Below are 20,211 nucleotides of genomic sequence, written 5' to 3'. Positions count from 1 at the left end.
CTGATCGGGCGTCAGGACCGGCGGGTCCGTGCCGCTGGTCCGCGACCCGTCCGGCCGCGGGACGTGCTCGCGCGCGCCGTCGGGCGTGAGCCCCCGTCGCCGTCGGGCCGGCCACCCGTCGCGCCGCCCGGAGTGTCCGCGGCGGCGCCGTGCGCGCCGCCCCGGGACCGCCGCCGCCCGCGTTCCCGTTGAGGAGCCGCCGGCTCCCCGGGCGTCGGGGGAATGCCGTCGGGCCCGTCGGGGGCCTGGGGCGTCACGGGCTCGTCGGGTGTCGTCGGGGAGGCGTCCGGGGACGTGTCCGCACCCCGCTCACCGTCCCTCGCGGGCACGCCCTCGGCGCGCGTCCGGGTGCGGCGGTCGATGAGGCGTCCGGCCGCGCGGGTGGCCTCGCCGGACTCGGCGCGCGCCCGCGACTCGTTCCACGCGTGGTCGGCGGCGGACTCGTCGGGGCCGCGTTCGGGCCGGGGATGCGCTCCCTGCCACTCGGCGTGGGCGCGGGCGATGCCCTCGGTGTCGGCGGTGCGCTCGAGGCCGAGCAGGTCGCGGTCGCGGGCGGTCTGGTCGCGCCAGCGCACGGGCTGGAGGGCCCCGCCCTCGCCGATGTCGCGCAGCGTCTGGCCGGCGCGGCCGAGACCGCGTCCCGCGCGGTCGAGGGTCGTCGCCGACCCGGGTCGCGTGACGTTCCCGTCCTCGGCCACGGGGGCCCGCCGGTCGCCGGCGCGGATGAGGGCGTCGCCGCCGGCCTGGACCCCGCGCCCGGCCGCGTCGGCGAGTACCCGCCCGCCGCGCGTCCAGAGCAGGATCGGGGCGGCGCCGGCCTGCGTGACGCCGTTGACGATCCGGGCGTCGCGGGACATCCCGGCGGCGTAGCCGGTGTAGTTCCGCGCCATGACGTCCAGCGCGTCCGCGCGCTGCCGGGCCTCGGCGGGCTTGTAGGTCCGCCCGTCGAGGACGACGTCGGCGTCCGGCGTGTCGCGCAGACCGGCGCGGAGAGCGGACGCCTCCTCGGTGAACGCGCCCGCCCGGGTGGAGAGCCCGGCGGCGCCGCGGCCCATCGCCCCGCCGACCGGACCCGTGACGAGGCTGGCCGTCCCGAGGTCCTCCATCGCGGTCATCCACGGGTTGGCCTGCACCGGGCGCCCACTGACGAGATCGACGACCACGTTGCCGTCGGCGTCGAGCTGGTCGCCCACGTAGCCGCGGGAGGCGGCGTCCCAGGCACCGGAGACGAGACCGGTGACGCGGCCGGACGTGCCCTGCACCATGTGGATCATGCCGTCGCTGAACGGCCGGACCTCGGAGGCCGGGAGGCCCTGCTCCCGGGCGCGCACCGTCTCCTCGGTGAGCATCCAGTCGGGGGCGCCCAGACCCGAGGGGACGTAGCCGACCTCGGTCCACAGCGACTCGGCGAGCTTCGGGAAGGCGACCAGGCCCTGGGCCACGGCCTCGTTGGCGCCGGGGTTCACCCGTGCTTCGGTCGGGTCGATGCCGTTCGCCCGGTTCTGGCTGTCGCTGATCCGGCCGGCGACCGCGTCCCAGAAGGGCTTGTTGGCCCGGTCCTGGACGTCCGCCAGACCGTCCTGGCCCTGCTCGTCCAACTGAGCGGTCCACGCGTCCCAGTCGTCGGGCTTGAGCCAGGACTGGTCGAACCACGTTCCGGCCGCTCCGCGCCGGCCGGTCGGGTCCTGGTCGACCTGCGTGGCGTAGTGCGCGGCGAGGACGCCCCCGGGGTCGGAGAGGACGAGGCGGTCGGCGGCGTCGCGGACGCCGCTCGGGTCGTAGGTCGCGCCGTACGGGTCCGGGCCGGCCGCGGCGGCGAGGCGCATGAGGGAGTTCGGGTCGTGGTCGACCTGCGCCTGGTCGGGGGTCGGGCGCTGCTGCGCCGTGGTCGGGTCGAGCAGGCGTCGGTAGTAGTCGTCGGTCAGGGCACCGGTCGGCCGGCCGAGCTCCTCGTCGACGGTGACGCCGAGACGCATCGCGCCGGGGACGTCGGGAACGGTGGTGGACGGCAGCCGGGCAGCGCCCAGGGGGCTGAGGATGTCGCGGTCGTCGTCGACCGCGCCGCGGTACTGCAGATCCGCGATGCGGCTGATGTCGCCGAGCGCGGTCTGGTACTCCGCCGACTCCGCGTCGGCGGGCGCAGGCAGCCCGTCCTGCAGGTGGTCGACCAGGTCGAGCGTGCCCCCGGGCAGCGCGAGCCCCGCGGCGTAGGCGGGGTCCGGGATCGTGTCGACGCCGGCCAGACCGGAGGTCGTGGCGAGCGCCATGTCGAGATCCCGCAGATCGCCCTGCTGGTCGCGGACCTGGGCGAGCAGGTCACGCTGCTGGGCGTCCAGCGGCACCGCATCGGTGAGGATCCCGTCGCGGGCGGCGTTGAGGGCGTCGGCCTCGGCCTGCGTGACGCCGTCCTGCTGGGCGGCGGCGAGCTGGTCCTCGAACTCCCCGGTGCGTCGGGCGAGGTCCTGCGACTGCGGCGAGTCCGCCAGGTCGGCGAGCCGGGTGCGGGTGTCGATCACGCCGCGCTGCTGGGCGACGATCGCGTCCGCCGCGGCCCGCACGTCGTCGCCGGTGGGCGCCTGGGCGCGACGGGGGTCGCCCTCGGGCACGCCGAGCGCCTGCCACGTGACCTCGGGCGAGCGGCCGGCGAGGTACTGCGCGTACTCCGGCTGCGCCTGCTGATAGGCGGTCATGGTGTCGACGAGACCGCGGTCGTCGCCCCAGCGGTCGATCACGCCGGGGTTCTGCTCCTCGATGGCACCGACACCGTCGACGATCCCGCGCCGCTCGTCGGGCGAGAGGGTGCCGTCGGCCAGACCGTCGAGCATCTGCCGCTCGACGCCGTCGAACTGCGGCCCCACCGCGGTGGCGGACTGCTGCTCACCGACCTGGCTGCGCAGGGTGCTCATGCCGAGCGAGTCCCGGGCCCCCTCGAACCAGGGACCGTTCACGGTCAGTGCCGGGAGACCGGAGTCCGACTGGCCGGCGACCTGCCCGTCGCGGGTGTCCACGGGTCGCTCGGCGCCGTGGGTGTACTGGTCGTCCAGCCCCGTCACCGCGTCATCGGGCACCGCGAGCCAGGGCATCCGCTCGGCGTCGGGCGCGTCGTTGCTCTGGTCGGAGCCCACGCCCAGCTCGGACGTGCTCCAGCCGCCGTCGTAGGAGAGCCGGACGCCCCGCTGGTCGGCCTCGACCCCGGGCGGCGGGTCCATGGTCGTCGGGCCGCTGATCGAGACCCGGTGCTGACCGTCGGCGCTGGCGCCCGAGCAGTTCCCGCCGGAGCCGAAGTTGCAGGCTGCGCCCCCGCGATCGACGGTGTCGGGGAAGAACTGGGTGAAGCTCCCGCCGCCGCCGTGGGTCGGGCGGTAGGAGACCGAGCCGCCCTCGGGGACCGTGGAGCTCGTCTCGCTCCAGAGGTTGCCGGCCGTCCACTCGCCGCCGTCGTCCGCGCCGGTGGCGAACCGGTGGTTGATGGTGCCCATCTGGTGCTCGCGCCGCGGCGTGCCGTCCTCGTTGGTCGGGTTCATCGGGTCGGTCACGTCCGCAGTGCCGGCGTGCACGGTGGCGCCGGTGCGGTCGGTGGCCCAGCAGTCACCGACGCAGGTGGCGTTGCCGCCCCAGCCCTCGGCGTCGGTACCGACGAGGGCGAGCCGGCCCGCGTCCTCGGTGCGGTTCTCGTAGTGACGGCCGGTCGCGTCGTGGACCTCGGAGTCGCGCCCGGTCGTGTCGACACGGGCCCGGGCACCGTCGGCGTCGCGGCTCTGCGCGTCGAGCCGGCCGTTCGGGGCGTTGCCGCCCTCGCCCTCGGCGAACTGCGCGCGGCAGTCCTGGCAATCGACCCGGGCCGCCTCGCCGTTCGGTCCCCGGAGCCGGACCTCGGCGTCGGTGGCGCGGGCGCCGGCGATGGCGTCCTGCCGGTCGCCGACGGGCGTGGTGACGCCCCAGTCGGGCCCGTCGGTGGCGAAGGTCGTCGCGCCGTTCGCCGCGCCCTCGGTGAGGGTGCTGCTCCCGCCGGTGCCGTCCTCGTTCGTGCCGTGCACCTGGGCGGTGCTGCCGCGGCTGTCGGTGATCTCCCCGGTGCCGCCGCCGGCGGCGACCACGGGCCCGCCGGGACCGAGATCGTCGAGGTGGTCGACCTGGCCGCCGTCGTTCGTGTCGACGACCCGGCCCTCGGCGTCGGTCGCGCGTCCGTCGCCGCTGTAGCGGGGTTCGACGGCGCCGCTCGTGGGGTCGAGGGTGATCGCGTTGTCGTGCTCGTCGCGACCCCCGGACTCGGCGGTCGCTCCGTGCGCCGCGCTCGAGCAGCTGTTGGCGCCCGCGTCGCACTGCGCGGTGCCCACGACCGGGACGTCGACCTGCGCCGGCTCGGGGTCGCCGGTGATGAGGGTGCCGCCGACGGTCTGGTCGGTCTGCTCCTCGCCGTCAGGGCCGGTCACCGAGGCGCTGCAGCTGGTGACGCCGCTCGACGCGGAGCAGCCGCTGTCCGCCGGCGTGTTCGGGTCCGCGGGGTCGTCCGGGTCCGGACGGGTGACACCGTTCTGGTAGTCCGCGACCCGTTGCTGGACGTCGGCGGGCACCTCGTCGGCCGAGTTGCCCTCGATGCCGACGATGTCGTTGCTCGCACCGGAGTTGTCGACGGTGCCGCGCCCGGCGCCCTCGTACTCGACGATGCGGTCGCCGCGGCTGTTGACGCCGATGACCTCGCCGTTGCCGTTCGGCAAGGGCTCGCCCGTGCCGGCGTCGGGATCGGGGACGTACTTCTCGTCCCACGGCTCGCCGTTCGGCCCGAGCCCCTCGTCCGCGCCGCCCACCTCGGCGTCACCGGAGGTCGCGTCCCCGGTGGCGGGGTCCTCGGTGGCGGCGTCGCCCTGTCCGGTCGCGGTCCGGGTGTCGGCCGGCGTGCTGTTGCCGTCGTCGCCGGTCGCGGTGTCGGTGAGGGCGTCGTCGTCGAGGGTCTGCGGGGTGTAGAGCCCGGCCTGTTCGGCGGTGTCCGCCGGAGTGCCCTGGGGCTGGTCGTCTCGGAGGGCCGCGGGGATGCCGCCGGTGTCGACGGATCCGCCGTCCGGGGTGGTGTCATCGTTGGTGGGGTCGCCGTCGTTGTTGTTGTCGGAGACCGCGAGGGCTGTCTGGTGCTCGGCGTCCTGGTTCGGAGGCCCGTTGATCGGGTGGGCGTCGGCGTTCTCGTCGCTGTGCTGGTCGGCATCGGTGGGATCGGCGGCCCGGTCGCCGTCGCCCTCCGTGTCGGTGTAGTCCGGTCCTGCGTCGGCCTGACCGGCCCCGGGTGAGATCTCGCCGTCGTCGCCGGAGCGTCCGGTGTCGAGTCCCCGGTCGGCCGCGGTCGCCGATGCCGAGCCGGCACTGTCGTCCTCCGTGGTCGCCGGACGGGTGCCGTCGGCGCCCTCGTGGTCGGCGATCGCGTTCGCATCGTCCTGTGTGGCCTCGGGCTCACCGCCGCCGGGAACGGATCCGCCGTCGGCGGTGCTGTCGTCGTTGGCCGGGTCGCCGTCGTTGTTGTTGCTGCCGTCGGTGACGGCGGCGTTCTGCTGGTCGTTGGTGTCGGTCTCGCTCGCATCGCCGGCGTCGTGACCACTGGCGTCGTCACCCGCGGGAGCGTCGTCGCCGGCGGCGGTCTCATCGGTGCCGGCATCGGCGGCCTCGGCGTCGCTGCTCTCGCCGCCCGCGGGGACGGAGCCGCCGTCGGCGGTGGTGTCGTCGTTGGTGGGGTCGCCGTCGTTGTTGTTGCTCCCGTCGGTGACGGCGGCGTTCTGCTGGTCGTCGGTGTCGGTCCCGCCGGAATCGCCGGCCTCGCGGATATCGGCGTCTTCACCCGCGGTGGTGTCGTCGTTGTCGCTGCTCTCGCCACCGGCGGGGACTGAGCCGCCGTCGGCGGTGGTGTCGTCGTTGGCCGGGTCGCCGTCGTTGTTGTTGCTGCCGTCGCTGACGGTCGCGTTCTCCGGGTCCGCGGTGTCGGCCTCGGCGGAATCGTCGGCCTCGCTGGAGTCGCCGGAGTCGTCGCCCGCGGTGGCCTCATCGGTCTCAGCGTCCGCGGTTTCGGCGTCGGTGCTCTCGCCGCCGGCAGAGACGGAACCGCCGTCGGCGGTGGTGTCGTCGTTGGCCGGGTCGCCGTCGTTGTTGTTCGAGCCGTCGCTGACGGCCGCGTTCTCCTGCTGGTCCGCGGTGTCGGCCTCCGCGGAATCGGCGGCCTCGGCGGAATCGTCGTCTCCGGTGGCCTCGTCGGTGCCGGCGTCACCGTTCTCGGTGTCGCTGCTCTCGCCGCCGGCCGGGACCGAGCCGCCGTCGGCGGTCGTGTCGTCGTTGGTGGGGTCGCCGTCGTTGTTGTTCGAGCCGTCGCTCACGGTGGCCTGTGGCTGGTCGTCGCCGGAATCGTCGGCCTCGGCGGTGTCGTCGCTACCGGAATCGTCGGACGCGGCAGCTTCCTCGCCGCCGGAGTCGTCGGAGCTCGCGGAGTCGTCGCCCGAAGAATCGTCGCCGGAGGAATCGTCGGACGCTGCGGCTTCCTCGCCGCCCGAGTCGTCGCTCGAGGAGTCGTCCGATGCCGCGGCCTCCTCGCCACCGGAGTCGTCCGAGCTCGCGGAGTCGTCGCTCGAGGAATCGTCGCCCGAAGAGTCGTCCGATGCCGCTGCCTCCTCGCCACCGGAGTCGCCGCCGGAGTCGCTGCTCTCGCTGCTGCTGGAGTCGCTACCGGAATCGTCCTGGGCCGCGGGGGCCGAGTTCGCCGAGTCCGTGGTCCCGCCCGAGTCGTCGCTGGCGGCCGGGGCGGAGTTCGACGCGTCCGAGCCGCCGCCGGTGGTGTCGGCACCGTTGGCCGCGGGGGCGGAGTTCGAGGAGTCCGAGCCGCCGGAGACGACACCTGCGGGCTTCGGGTTCGGCGGTCCGGTGGCCACGAGCGGGGTGGCGTTCGCGGTCAGCGCCACCTCGCGGGTGGCGGCCGTGGCCGGGATCGGCGCGAGCACGTTCGACGCGAACCAGAGGACCAGCGCCCCGGCGGCGAGCCCGAGCGACCACACCAGCGCGCGCAGCACGACGGTCACGAGACCGTCGAGCACGCACTGGGTGCCACTGCGGACACCGGCGGGGGACATGGAGAGGCGCTCCTGCGAGAAGCCCGGCTGGCCGAGAGATCGGCACCGGAACACGGAAGGGAGGAGAGAGCGAACACCGACGGTGTCGTCGCCATCCGCGGCCGAAGCTCACGCGGTGGGTCGCACCGGTCCTGCTGGGCAGGTCGCTCGCGGCCGGAGCTCACGCGGCGGGTCCTGCGGTTCATCGTCGGTGCGAGTCCCCAGCACCACGACGGGCAGGAAGTTAGCCGGACGCTCGCCACCGCGTCAAGCCGACGGGTGACGACGGCGCCGGCCCCGGCGTGTCCCGATGATCACCGCCACGGGTTCCTGCTAGTGCGCCCATTCGGCGGGCCCGCCGTCGTACGGTCGGACGCGTCCGAGACGTCTCTCGCTCGTCAGGCCCGGAACGTCCGAGAGGCCACACATACGAGCAACGCCTCGGACGCCATCCTTGCCAGCAACGCCTCTCTAGCAAGAGACAGGAGCGACACATGACCGCGGTGACGGTGCTCAGCGGGAAGGGCGGGGTGGCCAAGACGTTGTGGCAGGTGCTCATGGCCGGCGAGGCGTCGCGGCTCGGCATCCCCACGCTGATCGTCGACGCCGATCCGGAGCGCAACGCGAGCACCAAGTTCGGCGTCCCCGCGCAGTCGAGCGGGCTCGGCGACGTGTTCGAGGCGGCCGGGGCGCTCGAGGGCTCCGCGGAGCTCGACATCGACGCCGGCGCGGAACGTCTCGGCGAGGAAGTGCTCGACACCCAGTGGGAGGACGTCGATCTCGTTCCCGCCGGATCCTCGCTCGGGGCCGTGGCGCAGGCGAGCCTCATCGACACGTGGTTGCTCCGCGATCTGCTGGAAAGGGCGGGAATCTCGTCGTCGTACGGATTGGTGCTCATCGACACGGGTGGTCGCACCGGGTCCCTCGTCGCCCAGGCCATGTACGCCGCCGATGTCGCCTACGCGCCCATCGCCCCCACGCGCGACGCCGTCCGCAAGGCTCTCGAGGCGCGCAATCGCGTCGGACGCATCCAGCGCGCGCACCCCCTGAAATGGGCGGGCGTCGTGCTGAGCGGTTTCGACCTCCGCGTGGGAATGGACGAGGCGATCTACGAGGAGGCGCGCCAGGAGTTCGGCGACGAGATCCGCGCGGTCGTTCCGCGCCGGGCCACGGTGCACGAGGCGTTCCAGCTCGGCGAGCGACTGGGTGATCGCCGCGACGTGTCGTCGTCGAACCTCGCCGTGCTCTTCCGTGACTTCATGCTCGAGCTGCGCCGCGCCGGGTCGGAGAGCGACGCGAGCACCGAGGCGTCCGCATGACGAGCAAGGCGCGCGAACTGCGGCGCCGGATGAGCATCGACCCCGACGCACCGGCACCGTCGCCCCGCCGGGCGGCGCGGCGACCCGCCGCGACGGCACCGGAGAGCGAGACCCCGCCACCCGAGCCGACTCCGGACCGGGCGCCCGCGGACGCCGCCCCTGCGCCGTCGCCGGCCCCCGACCCGGGCACCCCGACCACCCGGAAGCCCACCCCGACGACCTCGAGCACGTCCGCGAAGGACGGCCCGGCAACGGACGGCTCCGCCAAGGTCGAGCCCGCAAGAGACAAGCCCGCGAAGCCCCGCGCGGGTTCCGCCGCGGCCCGCGGCGCCCGACGACGCGGAGCGGATGCCGGGCACGGCTGGGCGACGGCGCTCGACGACCCCGCCATCGACGTCGACGGCAACGGCTACCGCAGCTTCTACGTCAACGACGCGGTGTTCGCCCGCTTCCGTGCCGCCGTCTACTGGACCGCCCGCCGCCCCGACGCCACCGGCGTCCCGGACAACATGTCCACAGGCGTCGAGGAGTACATGGAGGAGGTCGCCGCGGACCTGGAGCGCCGCTACAACGACGGCGCGGTCTTCCGTCCGACCCCGGATCAGCTCCGGGCACACCGGAAACGGCAGAGCTAGGAGGTCGTCAGCGCCGCCCGCACGTCCGTCTTCAGGATCTTGCCGACGGTGGAGCGCGGCAGGGCGTCCCAGAACTCGATCTGCTTGGGCGCCTTCACGCTGCCGATCCGCGCCTTGACGAACGCGACGAGGTCGTCGCCGGACACCGAGCGCTCCGGCACGAGCTCGACCACGGCCGTCACCCGCTCGCCCCACTTCTCGTCCGGCAGGCCGATCACCGCGCAGTCGCGGACGGCCTCGTGCGCCATGAGGGCCTGCTCGACCTCGGCGGAGTACACGTTGAACCCGCCGGTGATGACCATGTCCTTCGCCCGGTCGACGATGAAGAGGTAGCCGTCGTCGTCGAGGTAGCCGATGTCGCCGGTGTGGTGCCAGCCGTGCGCCGAGACCTCCGCGGTGGCCTCGGGGTTCTTGTAGTAGCCGGCCATCACCAGCGAGCCGCGGACGACGATCTCGCCGCGCTCGCCGGCCGGCAGCAACGCGCCGGCGTCCGACATGATCCCCACCGTCACCAGCGGCGACGGCCGGCCCGCCGACGCGAGGCGGGACCGCGCGACGGATCCGTCCCGCCGACGGTGCTGGGCGGGCGACATCGTCGAGACCATCATCGGCGCCTCGGACTGCCCGAAGAGCTGCGCCATCGGCCCGATCCGCTCGAGCGCCTCCTCCAGGCGCGCCACCGACATGGGCGCGGCGCCGTACCAGAAGCAGCGCAGCGAGCGCAGGTCCGTCCGGTCCAGGTCGGGGTGCCCCAGCACCATGTAGATCAGTGTCGGCGGCAGGAACGTGTGCGTCACGTGGTGGTGCTCGACGAGGGCGAGGAACCGGCCGACGTCGGGTGTGGCCATCACGACGATCTCCCCGCCGAGCGCCATCACCGGGAAGCAGAGCACGCCCGCGGCGTGGGTGAGCGGGGCGAGCGCCAGGTAGACGGGCCGTCCCTCGAACGGATAGCTCATCAGCGTGATCGCCGACATCGCCTCGAGGTTCCGGTCGGTGAGCATCACGCCCTTCGGTCGCCCGGTGGTGCCCCCGGTGCCGACGAGGGCGACGACCTCGCCCGGCGGCTCGGCCTCGGCGGGCGGGTCGCCGTCGGCGGCGGCCAGCCAGTCGGCGAAGGACGGAGCCCCGGATCGTGGTCCGTCGAGGCAGACCACCGTCCCCAGCTGCGGGAGCGCCGGGGCGATGGACTCGACGAGCTCGCCGAACCCGCTCTGGAAGATCAGGGCCGCGCAGTCGAACAGTTCGAGCAGCTCGCGGTTCTCGTCGCCGGCGTTGCGCGGGTTGATCGGGCACCAGACGGCGCCGGCGCGGGCGATGCCGAAGACGCAGGCGAACGCGACGGGGTCGTTGGCCGAGAGGATGCCGACCTTGTCCCCGGGCCGGACGCCCGAGCGCCGCAGCGCCCGGGCGACACGGTGGCTCAGGTCGACGACGTCGCCGTAGGACAGCGACGTGCCGTCGAGGGTCAGGCAGGGGGCGTCCGGCCCGAGCGACGCCCCCTTGTCCAGCCAGGACGTCAGGGCCACGACTACATGCCCATCCCGCCGTCGACCGGGAGGCCGACGCCGTTGACGAACCGGGACGCGTCCGAGGCGAGGAAGACCGCGGCGTCGGCGATGTCGGACACCTCGGCGAGGCGCCCGGACGGGGTGAGCTCGACGACCGCGCCGACGGCCGCGTCGGGGCTCTCGAACAGGCCGAGCGCGGAGGTCTCGACCGCGAGCTTCACGCCCATGTCGGTGGGCACCAGCCCGGGGTAGAGGCAGTTGACGCGCACGCCGTAGCCGAGCTTGCCCGACTCCATCGCGGCCACGCGGGTGAGCCGGTCGACGCCGGACTTGGTGGCCGAGTACCCCGCGATCGCCGGGAAGGCGATGGTCGCGGCCACCGACGAGATGTTGATGACCGACCCGCCGTGCCCGGCCGCACCGCCGGGGCGCATGGCGCGGAACGCGTGCTTGATCCCGAGCATCGTGCCCAGGAGGTTGATCTCGAGCATCCGACGGACGTCGTCGGGCTCGGTGTCGACGAGCAGCGACGTGATCTCGATGCCGGCGTTGTTGACCACCACGTCGAGCCCGCCGAGCGCGGTGACGGTGTGCGCGACGGCTGCTTCCCACTGCGCGTCGTCGGTGACGTCGAGCTCGACGAAGCGCGCGCCCCCGATCTCGGCCGCGGTCTGCTCGCCGACGTCCTTGAGCACGTCCGCGAGCATCACCGAGGCGCCGGCGGCCGCCATCGCCGTCGCCATCCCGGCGCCGAGCCCGCGGGCGCCGCCCGTGATCAGCACTCTCCGGCCGGCGAGCTGGTCACTCATCCGTTGTCCCCTCGTCGTACGCCGCCGGTGCAACGCAGATCACAACGTAGGGACGTCCGTGCCACGGGGACAAGGTCCACCCGATCTCCCGGGCCCGGCCGTCGGTCACGCCCCGCCCGGCGCCGCCCCCGACGCGACCTTCTTGCGCAGCTCGCCGACCTCGGTGGCCGTGAAGCCGTGCGCGCCGAGCCACTCCCGCACGGTCTCGCCCTCGGGGTGGCGGGTGGGGACGACGTTGTAGACGTAGTTGAGCTGCCGGGACGCGGCCTCGCGCTCGAGGTTCTCCAGGACGAACGTCCCGACGCCGGTGCCGCGCGCCTGCGGTGCGGCCACGATCAGGATCTCGGCGTCGCCCCAGGTGTCGTCGAGGCGCCCGTAGCCGACGGCCGCGCCGGCGTCGTCCTCCACGCGCCACCACGTGTCACCGAGGTGCTGGCCCACCTCGGGGTAGCCGAGCCCGAAGAGGGTCGGCGGCAGGTCGCCCAGCGCCGCGGCCTTGCCCTGGTCCCAGCGGGGTTCCTGCTCGGCGATCCACTGCCACGTCATCCGGTCCTCCAACGTTCTACAGCTCTATGCACTGGCGTCGAATTCTCGTAGAGTGTGGTCCGCACGACAAGGGAGGACCACCACCGTGACCGTTCTCGAGGACGCTCCGGCCGCCCCGCAGGGTGCCGGTGCCGACATCCCGCCGCAGGTCGACTTCGACACCGACCCCACGCGCTACCGCCACTGGCGGTACGAGGTCGACGGTGAGACCGCCTGGGTCTACCTCGACGTCGCCGAGGACGGCGGGCTGGTGCCCGGCTACGAGCTCAAGCTCAACTCGTACGACCTGGGCGTCGACATCGAGCTCTACGACCTCACCCAGCGGCTGCGCTTCTCCCACCCCGAGGTGCGCAGCGTGGTGCTCACCAGCGGCAAGGAGTCCAACTTCTGCGCCGGGGCGAACATCCGGATGCTGGCCCAGTCGAGCCACTCCTGGAAGGTGAACTTCTGCAAGTTCACCAACGAGACCCGCAACGGCATCGAGGACATGAGCGCGAACTCGGGGCAGACCTGGGTGGCCGCGCTCAACGGCACCGCGGCGGGCGGCGGCTACGAGATGGCCCTCGCGTGCGAGACGATCCTGCTGGTCAACGACCGGTCCAGCGCCGTCGCGCTGCCCGAGGTGCCGCTGCTCGGCGTCCTGCCCGGCACCGGCGGCCTCACCCGCGTCACCGACAAGCGCCACGTCCGCAAGGACCGCGCCGACATCTTCGCCACCAAGTCCGAGGGCTTCCAGGGGCCCAAGGCCGTGGACTGGAAGCTCGTCGACGAGACGGTGTCGCGCAAGCAGTGGGACGCCACGGTGCGCGAGCGCGCGGCGGAGGCCGCGGTGGGGTCGCACCGCCCCGTCCCCTCCGACGACCCGACTGCTCACGGGATCAGCCTGCCGCCGTTGGCCCGCGAGGTCACCGAGGACTCCATCCGCTACCCCAACGTGCGCTGCGACATCGACCGCGGCGCGCGCACCGCGACGATCACGGTGCTCGGCCCCGAGCCCCACGCCGTGCCCGAGTCGCTCGAGCGCATCCACGCCCTCGGCGCCGACTTCTGGCCGCTGGCGATGACCCGCGAGCTCGACGACCTGATCCTGCGTCTGCGCACCAACGAGCTCGAGATCGGCACCTGGCTGGTGAAGACCCAGGGCTCGATCGAGGGCGCGCTCGCGTTCGAGCGGGTCATCGCCGAGCACTCCGGCTCCGACTGGCTCGTCAACGAGATCCGCCACTACTTCAAGCGGACGCTCAAGCGCCTGGACGTCACGAGCCGCACGCTGATCGCGCTGATCGAGCCCGGCAGCTGCTTCGCCGGCGCCCTGCTCGAGCTGGCCCTCGCGTGCGACCGGCAGTACATGCTCGAGGGCACGTTCGAGGACCACGACGAGGAGCAGGACCCGGCCCAGCTCGTCCTCACCGCCTCGAACTTCGGCACGTTCCCGATGGGCAACGGCCTGACCCGCCTGCAGTCCCGCTTCTACGGCGACGACGAGACGCTCGCGGCGCTCGAGTCCGGCTCGCGCTTCACCGGCGCGCAGGCCGAGGAGGCCGGCCTGGTCACCGACGCCCCCGACGACATCGACTACGAGGACGAGATCCGCATCCTCCTCGAGGAGCGCGCCTCCCTGAGCCCGGACGCCCTCACCGGCATGGAGGCGAACCACCGCTTCGTCGGCCCGGAGACGATGGAGACGCGGATCTTCGGCCGCCTGACCGCCTGGCAGAACTGGATCTTCATCCGACCCAACGCCTCGGGACCGGAGGGCGCGCTGCGCCGCTACGGCACGGGACGCAAGGCCGACTTCGACCAGAAGCGAGTGTGACGACACCATGACCTCCGCACGCCCGAAGATCGACTTCGACGCGAAGATCCCGAACAACGTCGACCTCGCGTCCGACCGCAAGCTCCAGCGCGCCCTCGAGCGCTGGCAGCCGAACTTCCTCGACTGGTGGGGCGACATGGGCCCGGCCGTCGACACCAAGGACGTCTACCTGCGCACCGCGGTCGACGTCGGCCGTGAGGGCTGGGCGCACTTCGACCACGTCCCGATGAACGAGTACCGCTGGGGCGTGTTCCTCTCCGAGCACGACCCGGACCGCAAGATCGCCTTCGGCGAGCACAAGGGCGAGCCGGTGTGGCAGGAAGTGCCCGGGGAGTACCGCGCCGACCTGCAGCGCCTGATCGTCATCCAGGGCGACACCGAGCCCGCGTCGGTCGAGCAGCAGCGCTTCCTCGGGGCCACCGCGCCGTCGCTCTACGACATGCGCAACCTGTTCCAGGTCAACGTCGAGGAGGGCCGTCACCTCTGGGCGATGGTCTACCTGCTGCACGCCTACTTCGGCCGGGCCGGGCGGGAGGAGGCCGACCAGCTGCTGGCCCGCAACTCCGGCTCGGACGACTCGCCGCGCATCCTCGGGGCCTTCAACGAGGAGACCCCGGACTGGCTGTCGTTCTTCATGTTCACGTACTTCACCGACCGGGACGGCAAGTACCAGCTCGGGACGTTGAAGGAGTCGGGCTTCGACCCGCTCTCGCGCACCTGCGAGTTCATGCTCAAGGAGGAGGCCCACCACATGTTCGTGGGCACCACCGGCATCGACCGCGTCGTGACCCGCACCGCGCAGCTGATGAACGAGCACGACTCCGAGGAGGTCGCCGGGGCCGGCGGCATCCCGCTGGACATGATCCAGAAGTACATCAACTTCCACTACACGGTGTCGCTGGACCTCTTCGGCAACGAGTCGTCCACCAACGCCGCGAACTACTTCACCGCCGGCATCAAGGGCCGCTGGCAGGAGGAGCGCCGCAAGGACGACCACCTGCTGACCGACGACGCCGGCGCCGTGGACGCCGTGCGCGACGGGCAGATCACCAGCACCGAGGTGCCGGCGCTGCTGGCCCTGAACCAGGACCTGCGCAGCGAGTACATGAGCGACTGCCGCGGCGGGCTCAAGCGGTGGAACCGCATCCTCGAGAAGCACGGGATCGACGCGCGCCTCTCCCTGCCGCACGTCGGCTTCAACCGCCAGGTGGGCGCGTTCGCCGGCAGCCACATCACCCCCGAGGGCAAGATGATCTCGGCGGAGGACTGGAAGGCCCAGGAGTCGAAGTGGCTGCCCACCGACGTGGACAAGACCCACGTGCGCGGGCTCATGCACCCCGTCCTCGAGCCGGGGAAGATCGCCGGCTGGATCGCCCCGCCGTCCAACGGGATCAACGACAAGCCGATGGACTTCGAGTACGTGCACTTCAACTGAGCGTCACCGGAGCCCGGGGCGAGCTGGGGGCTTTCCTGTCGTTGAGTGCCAGCGTGGCCCCCATGCTTGCACTGGACGTCAGGAAAGCCACATCCTCGCCGTCACCACCCGTCACGCCGACCACCACGGAGCTGGCGCCCATGTCGGAGTCGTTCAACGCCACGGACTACCTCGTCGGTCGTCGGTTGGCGGCCGGTGAGGGCGACCGGGTGGCGGTGCGGGCGCCCTCGCGCACGCTGACCTACGCCGAGCTGGATGCCGAGGTCGGGCGCGTGGCGGCGGGGCTCGCGGCGCTGGGCGTCCAGCCCGAGCAGCGGGTCGTCATGTGCATGGTCGACGAGGTCGAGCTGTTCACCGGCATCCTCGCGACGATGCGGCTCGGCGCGGTGGCCGTGCCGGTGTCGACGATGCTGCGCGGCCCCGAGCTCTCGGTGCTCGTGGCCGACTCGCGCAGCCGGCTCGTGCTCTGCTCGCAGACCTTCGCCGACGTCACCCGCGCCGCGGTGCTCGCGGCGCGCGAGCGGGGCGGCGACGTCGGCGAGGTCGTCGTCACCGGCGACGACCCGTCCGGCTTCGGTCCCGAGGTGGGCGCGCGCACGTGGGCCGAGATGCTCGCCGCCGGCGACGCGCTGGGTGGGACCCCGCCGGCGTACGACACGTGGGACGAGTCCCAGGCGCTGTGGCTCTACACCTCGGGCACCACCGGCAAGCCCAAGGCCGCGATGCACCGCCACGCCGACATCCGCACGGTGTGCGAGACCTACGGCCAGCAGGTCCTCGGCATCCGCCCCGACGACCTCTGCCTCTCGGTGGCCAAGCTGTTCTTCGCCTACGGCATCGGCAACTCGATGTTCTTCCCGCTGTCGGTGGGCGCCGCCGTGGTGCTCGAGCCGTCGCGGCCGACCCCGGCGCTGCTCGCGGAGCTCGCCGCCCGCCACCGGGTGACGATGTTCTTCGGCACCCCGAGCTCCTACGGCCCGCTGCTGGCCGCCGCCGAGTCCGGGCAGATCGACGCGGCGGCCTTCGCCACCGTGCGCCGGGGCGCGTCGGCGGGCGAGGCCCTGCCCGCCCGGATGGTGAACGGGATGCGCTCGGTGTTCGGCGTCGAGGTGCTCGACGGCATCGGGTCCACCGAGGCGCTGCACATCTACCTGTCGAACCGGCCCGGTGAGGTGGTGCCCGGGACGTCCGGCGTGCCCGTCCCCGGGTACGACGTCGAGATCCGCGGCACCGACGGCAGGCCGGTCCCCGACGGCGAGACCGGGACGCTCTACGTGCGCGGCGACTCGATCTGCACCGGCTACTGGTGCCGCACCGCCACCAACCGCCTCATGTTCGAGGGGGAGTGGCTGCGCACCGGCGACACCTACATCCGCAACGCCGACGGCACCTACACCTGCCTCGGGCGCACCGACGACGTGCTCAAGGTCGGCGGCATCTGGGTCACGCCGGCCGAGGTCGAGGAGCGCCTGGTCGCGCACCCGAGCGTGGCCGAGGTCGTGGTGGTCGCGGTGTCGGACGACGACGGCCTCGACGTCCCGGTGGCGTGCGTCGTCCCGGGCGAGGGCCACACCGTCGACCCCGAGGCGCTCGTGGCCTGGTGCCGCGAGGGCCTGGCGTCGTTCAAGCGCCCGCGCCACGTCATCGCCATCGACGAGGTCCCGCGCACCGCGACCGGCAAGGTCCAGCGCTACCGGCTGCGCGAGCTCGCCGCCGAGCGCGTCGGCGAGGGCCGCGCCCTGCAGGCGGCGCTCTAGATGGCCGGCGACCGCAGCGACCGGACCGATCCGCTCGCGACGGCCGATCAGCCGCCGACCGAGGGCGAGTCCGCCTACCGCCCGACGATCGAGCCGGGTGGCGACGTCCCGGGCGCGGTGCAGGGGTCCGACCACGAGGAACCGATCGACGGGCCGGAGCCCGAACCGGAGAGCTGACCCGGCCGGCCTGCCGACTCATCCGCGTCGTCAGGTCGTCCCCTCGGGTTCGTCGTCCAGGGCGTGCCACACGACCCCGGCCGAGACGGCGTCCGGCGCCGACAGGACGCCGTGGACGCGGGCGACCTGCGCGACGAGCCACTCCGGCTCGCGCTCGTGGACGGCCGCCTCCACGCGCAGGACCGCCGTGACGAGGTCGGCGACGCCGTTCACCCGCCAGCGGCACAGCGACGTCGCGAGCACGCGGGCCGTGCGCCCCACGAGGGCCAGCGCCTCGGGCCGCGCGTCGGTGATCGTGATGCGGTCGGGGTCGCGGAGGACCGGCCGGGTGAGCGCGCTCCAGGCCCGTAGCGCCAGGCCGCCCGCCAGGGGGTCCGGCGGGATCGCGCCGTCGGCCTCCGCCTCGCGCAGGGCGAGCAGCAGTCCCGAGACCTGCCCGAGTGCCCCGACCCACTCGCGCCGCGTGCCGGGCGGCGCGGAGGTGTGGCCGGCCGCGTCGTCCACGGCTGCACGCGGGTGCGGGACCGCCACCTCCCGGTGCTGGACCGCCTGATCGTCGTCCCCCATCGATGCCCCCCTCGCCCCAACGGCCCGCCGTGGGGTCGTCGTCGTCGGACGGTAGAGAGGGTCACTCGCTCTCTGCATCGGGGAAACCCCTCGAAGGTGCGACATACTGGGCGGGCGCTCTCGGATCATCACCCATTCAGACCTGAGGTTGGTCACGCAGTGTGCCTATTCTGCGGGGGTGGTCGGATTCCTCGTCGTGCTGGCGATGGTCGGCAGCGTGCTCGTCGTGGGCCTGCTCTACCTGGCGCTGTGCTGGGTCGTCGCCGCGTTCGCCCGCGCCCGTGTCCGGAGCCGCACCGCCGCGCTCGGGAGCTGGGCGGAGCAGCACGGGTGGACCTACCGGACCCGCGCCTGGGTCCTGCGCGGGCATCCGTGGGTCGACCACACCGCCGAGTCGGCCGGGGTCGACGGCGACCCGCTCGCCGAGCACGTCCTGGAGACCGAGCGGGACGGCCTCCCGGTGCTCCTCACCGAGCGGCGCCACCCGGCGCCGGACAGCGAGAGCAGCGGGTGGACCGAGGTGCGGGGCTCCGTGGACCTGCCCCTCACGTGCACGCCCGTCGTCGTCAACCCCGGCGTGCGGCGACCCGAGCGTCGCGTGCACCTGCTCGACGACGACCTCGACGCCCGCGTCTGGGTGGAGGCCGACGACCCCGTCGCGGCCGACGAGCTCCTGCTCGGTGCCCACGACCTCCTGCGCACGGCCACGCTGCCGCCGGCGTGGCGGGTCACGATCGACCGCTCCGGCCCGCGCGTCTCGTGGACCGGCGAGCTCACCGGTCACGCGGCGGCGGGGGCCGCCGACCTGCTCGTGGGCCTGGCCGAGGCTCTGCCCGACGACGCGCTCAGAGCGCCGACGCGAGCTCGGGGTACCAGGCGCTGACCGTGAGGTCGAGCTCGGCCAGGTCGGGGTGCCCGAAGAGCAGGGACTCGTCGGGGCTCAGGCGCTGCGGTGGGCGTCCGCCGGTGGGGCAGCCGTCCTCGTGGCGGATCGGGTAGAGCTTCCAGACCCGCACGGACTCGCAGTAGTGGCACTCGCCAGTGATCATGGGGGAACTCCGGCACGTCGGCGATCTCGGGGGAACGACCCCGTCGCGTCGACGCTGAGCGCGGGACCGCCCGTGAGTGTGGTGCCCGAACGTGCCCGCGCGATCCCGTCCCGTGACCGCGCCCACCCTGTGACGCGCGCCCGTACCCGTGAGCGAAGTTCCCGGCTATAGCCGGGTGCTCGTGCTCAGGACATCGGAGACAGTTGATGTCTCAGCACATCGCGGACACTGACTAGCTTCCTCCGGCCGGGCTGGCTGCGGTTTGTGGCCAGCCTGCCGGGGTGGGCAGAACAGGGTTCGAGATGGATCCCGCGCTCGTTGCCGCGGTCGCCCGGGCCGCTGCCGGTGAGAAGATCAATGTCAGTGGGCTGTGCCGGCAGCACGGTGTGTCCCGGGCGGTGTTCTACCGCAAGCTCGACCGGTTCCGTGAGCACGGCAGCGCCGGGCTGGCGCCGCGCTCGCGGGCTCCGCGCACCCGCCCAACGAGTACGCCCGCCCATGTCGGCGAGGCGGTGGTGCGGGCCCGCAAGGAGCTCGCCGAGCTGGGCTGGGACCACGGCGCGCAGACGATCCGCTGGCGGCTGCTCGACATCGCCGCCACCGGTGTCCACCCCACCGGCGGGCCGGTGCCCGACCTCGGCGAGGTCCCGTCGCGGGCCACGATCCACCGCATCCTGCTCGACCGCGGCCAGATCACCCCGGCGCCGCGGAAACGTCCTCACCGTGGGCGGCGGTTCGTCCATCCCGCCCCGAACGCGGTGTGGCAGATCGACGGCACCACCACCCTGCTCGCCACCGGCACCCGGGCCACGATCGTGCAGGTCATCGACGACCACTCCCGCCTCGACATCGCCTGCCACGCCGCGAGCGGCGAGAACAGCGACGCGGTCTGGCAGGCGCTCAGCGCCGGCTTCGAGCGTTACGGGCACCCGGCCTGCGTGCTCTCCGACAACGGCGCCGCCTTCTCCGGGCGCCGCCGCCAATGGCCCCTGGTCGAGATGGAGCGGCACCTCGCCGCGCTGGGGATCACCACCATCGTGTCCTCGGTCGGTCACCCCCAGACCTGCGGGAAGAACGAACGCGCCCACCAGACCCTGCAACGCTGGCTCGCCGCCCGACCCGCCCCGCACACCCTGCTCGAGCTGCAGGCCCTGCTCGAGGCCTACCGCAAGGGCTACAACCGCCGCCGTCACCAGGCCCTCGACGGCGACACCCCGCACCAGCGTTTCCACGCCACCGCACGCGCCCGACCCGCCGGGCCCGCACCACGGGTGGCCGGGCACGTCACCCGCGCCGTCTCCTCCACCGGGGTGATCGGGTTCAGCGGCACCTCCATCAGCGTGGGCCGACGCCACACCGGCGCCACCGCCGAGGTGTTCTGGCAAGGCGACCGCGTCACCATCCTGATCAACGACACCGTCGCCGCCAGCCTTACCCTCGACCGCAGCGTCCGCTACCAGCGGACCACCAACCTGTCTCCGATGTGCTGAGACAGACCTGTGTCAGATGTG

Annotated in this window: 14 protein-coding genes; 8 read left to right on the top strand and 6 right to left on the bottom strand. The window is 73.3% G+C overall.

The window, feature by feature from the left end; all coding sequences use genetic code 11:
- Positions 1-11: 11 nt before the first annotated feature.
- Complete coding sequence (locus ACQPYN_RS21550; protein ID WP_433027411.1) at positions 12-7,100, bottom strand: hypothetical protein; 7,089 nt, start codon at positions 7,098-7,100, stop codon at positions 12-14.
- Positions 7,101-7,573: 473 nt separating this feature from the next.
- Here ACQPYN_RS21550 and ACQPYN_RS21545 point away from each other — a divergent pair, with 473 nt between their 5' ends.
- Together ACQPYN_RS21545 and ACQPYN_RS21540 are read left to right on the top strand one after the other, a co-directional pair.
- Positions 7,574-8,398 (top strand): ParA family protein, encoded by an 825-nt coding sequence (locus ACQPYN_RS21545; RefSeq protein ID WP_433027408.1) that lies wholly within the window; start codon positions 7,574-7,576, stop codon positions 8,396-8,398.
- A complete protein-coding gene (locus ACQPYN_RS21540) occupies positions 8,395-9,033 on the top strand; it encodes a hypothetical protein (RefSeq protein ID WP_433027405.1) in 639 nt (212 codons plus the stop codon). Before ACQPYN_RS21545 ends, ACQPYN_RS21540 begins: the two co-directional genes overlap by 4 nt.
- On the opposite strand, the gene ACQPYN_RS21535 is transcribed toward ACQPYN_RS21540, so the two are convergent.
- The 3 genes from ACQPYN_RS21535 to ACQPYN_RS21525 all read right to left on the bottom strand — a co-directional run bounded on the left by ACQPYN_RS21535 (position 9,030) and on the right by ACQPYN_RS21525 (position 11,899).
- Positions 9,030-10,562 carry an acyl-CoA synthetase gene (locus ACQPYN_RS21535; protein WP_433027402.1) on the bottom strand — a complete coding sequence of 511 codons (1,533 nt, stop codon included), beginning with the start codon at positions 10,560-10,562 and terminating at the stop codon, positions 9,030-9,032. The two genes, ACQPYN_RS21540 and ACQPYN_RS21535, sit on opposite strands and share 4 nt — an antisense overlap.
- A gap of 2 nt (positions 10,563-10,564) precedes the next feature.
- Positions 10,565-11,353, bottom strand: a complete 789-nt coding sequence (locus ACQPYN_RS21530) for an SDR family NAD(P)-dependent oxidoreductase (RefSeq protein ID WP_433027398.1) — start codon at positions 11,351-11,353, stop codon at positions 10,565-10,567.
- 105 nt (positions 11,354-11,458) lie between these two features.
- The gene (locus ACQPYN_RS21525; RefSeq protein WP_433027395.1) at positions 11,459-11,899 is read right to left on the bottom strand and encodes a GNAT family N-acetyltransferase; all 441 of its coding nucleotides are present in this window, start codon (positions 11,897-11,899) and stop codon (positions 11,459-11,461) included.
- 136 nt (positions 11,900-12,035) lie between these two features.
- Between ACQPYN_RS21525 and boxC the strand changes: the two genes are divergently transcribed.
- From boxC to ACQPYN_RS21505, 4 genes are all read left to right on the top strand, one after another.
- The gene (gene boxC, locus ACQPYN_RS21520; protein ID WP_433038981.1) at positions 12,036-13,715 is read left to right on the top strand and encodes a 2,3-epoxybenzoyl-CoA dihydrolase; all 1,680 of its coding nucleotides are present in this window, start codon (positions 12,036-12,038) and stop codon (positions 13,713-13,715) included.
- Between the two features lie 7 nt (positions 13,716-13,722).
- Entirely contained in the window at positions 13,723-15,150 is a 1,428-nt protein-coding gene (gene boxB, locus ACQPYN_RS21515) for a benzoyl-CoA 2,3-epoxidase subunit BoxB (protein ID WP_433027392.1), read from the top strand.
- Between the two features lie 140 nt (positions 15,151-15,290).
- Positions 15,291-16,907 carry a benzoate-CoA ligase family protein gene (locus tag ACQPYN_RS21510; RefSeq protein WP_433027389.1) on the top strand — a complete coding sequence of 539 codons (1,617 nt, stop codon included), beginning with the start codon at positions 15,291-15,293 and terminating at the stop codon, positions 16,905-16,907.
- A complete protein-coding gene (locus ACQPYN_RS21505) occupies positions 16,908-17,084 on the top strand; it encodes a hypothetical protein (RefSeq protein ID WP_433027387.1) in 177 nt (58 codons plus the stop codon).
- 30 nt (positions 17,085-17,114) lie between these two features.
- Here the strand turns inward: ACQPYN_RS21505 and ACQPYN_RS21500 are convergent, their stop codons facing one another.
- Positions 17,115-17,651 (bottom strand): hypothetical protein, encoded by a 537-nt coding sequence (locus ACQPYN_RS21500; RefSeq protein WP_433027384.1) that lies wholly within the window; start codon positions 17,649-17,651, stop codon positions 17,115-17,117.
- Positions 17,652-17,829: 178 nt separating this feature from the next.
- On the opposite strand from ACQPYN_RS21500, the gene ACQPYN_RS21495 reads away from it, so the two are divergent.
- Positions 17,830-18,534: a hypothetical protein gene (locus ACQPYN_RS21495; RefSeq protein ID WP_433027381.1), complete on the top strand. Its 705-nt coding sequence runs from the start codon at positions 17,830-17,832 to the stop codon at positions 18,532-18,534.
- Here ACQPYN_RS21495 and ACQPYN_RS21490 read toward each other — a convergent pair.
- A complete protein-coding gene (locus ACQPYN_RS21490) occupies positions 18,497-18,700 on the bottom strand; it encodes a hypothetical protein (protein WP_274195636.1) in 204 nt (67 codons plus the stop codon). The genes ACQPYN_RS21495 and ACQPYN_RS21490 overlap by 38 nt on opposite strands.
- A gap of 281 nt (positions 18,701-18,981) precedes the next feature.
- Between ACQPYN_RS21490 and ACQPYN_RS21485 the strand changes: the two genes are divergently transcribed.
- Complete coding sequence (locus tag ACQPYN_RS21485; RefSeq protein ID WP_433027378.1) at positions 18,982-20,190, top strand: DDE-type integrase/transposase/recombinase; 1,209 nt, start codon at positions 18,982-18,984, stop codon at positions 20,188-20,190.
- The last annotated feature ends 21 nt before the right edge of the window (positions 20,191-20,211 follow it).

It is taken from the genome of Actinomycetospora sp. CA-053990 (genome assembly GCF_050948445.1).
Lineage (GTDB): Bacteria > Actinomycetota > Actinomycetes > Mycobacteriales > Pseudonocardiaceae > Actinomycetospora > Actinomycetospora callitridis.
This window is presented reverse-complemented; position numbering and strand designations above follow the sequence as displayed.

Bases quoted from the DNA above. Each gene is read 5' to 3' on its own strand.
- ACQPYN_RS21500 (WP_433027384.1), bottom strand. From the start codon at position 17,651: ATGGGGGACGACGATCAGGCGGTCCAGCACCGGGAGGTGGCGGTCCCG.
- ACQPYN_RS21545 (WP_433027408.1), top strand. From the start codon at position 7,574: ATGACCGCGGTGACGGTGCTCAGCGGGAAGGGCGGGGTGGCCAAGACG.
- ACQPYN_RS21505 (WP_433027387.1), top strand. From the start codon at position 16,908: ATGGCCGGCGACCGCAGCGACCGGACCGATCCGCTCGCGACGGCCGAT.
- ACQPYN_RS21530 (WP_433027398.1), bottom strand. From the start codon at position 11,353: ATGAGTGACCAGCTCGCCGGCCGGAGAGTGCTGATCACGGGCGGCGCC.
- boxB (WP_433027392.1), top strand. From the start codon at position 13,723: ATGACCTCCGCACGCCCGAAGATCGACTTCGACGCGAAGATCCCGAAC.
- ACQPYN_RS21540 (WP_433027405.1), top strand. From the start codon at position 8,395: ATGACGAGCAAGGCGCGCGAACTGCGGCGCCGGATGAGCATCGACCCC.
- ACQPYN_RS21525 (WP_433027395.1), bottom strand. From the start codon at position 11,899: ATGACGTGGCAGTGGATCGCCGAGCAGGAACCCCGCTGGGACCAGGGC.
- ACQPYN_RS21550 (WP_433027411.1), bottom strand. From the start codon at position 7,100: ATGTCCCCCGCCGGTGTCCGCAGTGGCACCCAGTGCGTGCTCGACGGT.
- ACQPYN_RS21490 (WP_274195636.1), bottom strand. From the start codon at position 18,700: ATGATCACTGGCGAGTGCCACTACTGCGAGTCCGTGCGGGTCTGGAAG.
- ACQPYN_RS21510 (WP_433027389.1), top strand. From the start codon at position 15,291: ATGTCGGAGTCGTTCAACGCCACGGACTACCTCGTCGGTCGTCGGTTG.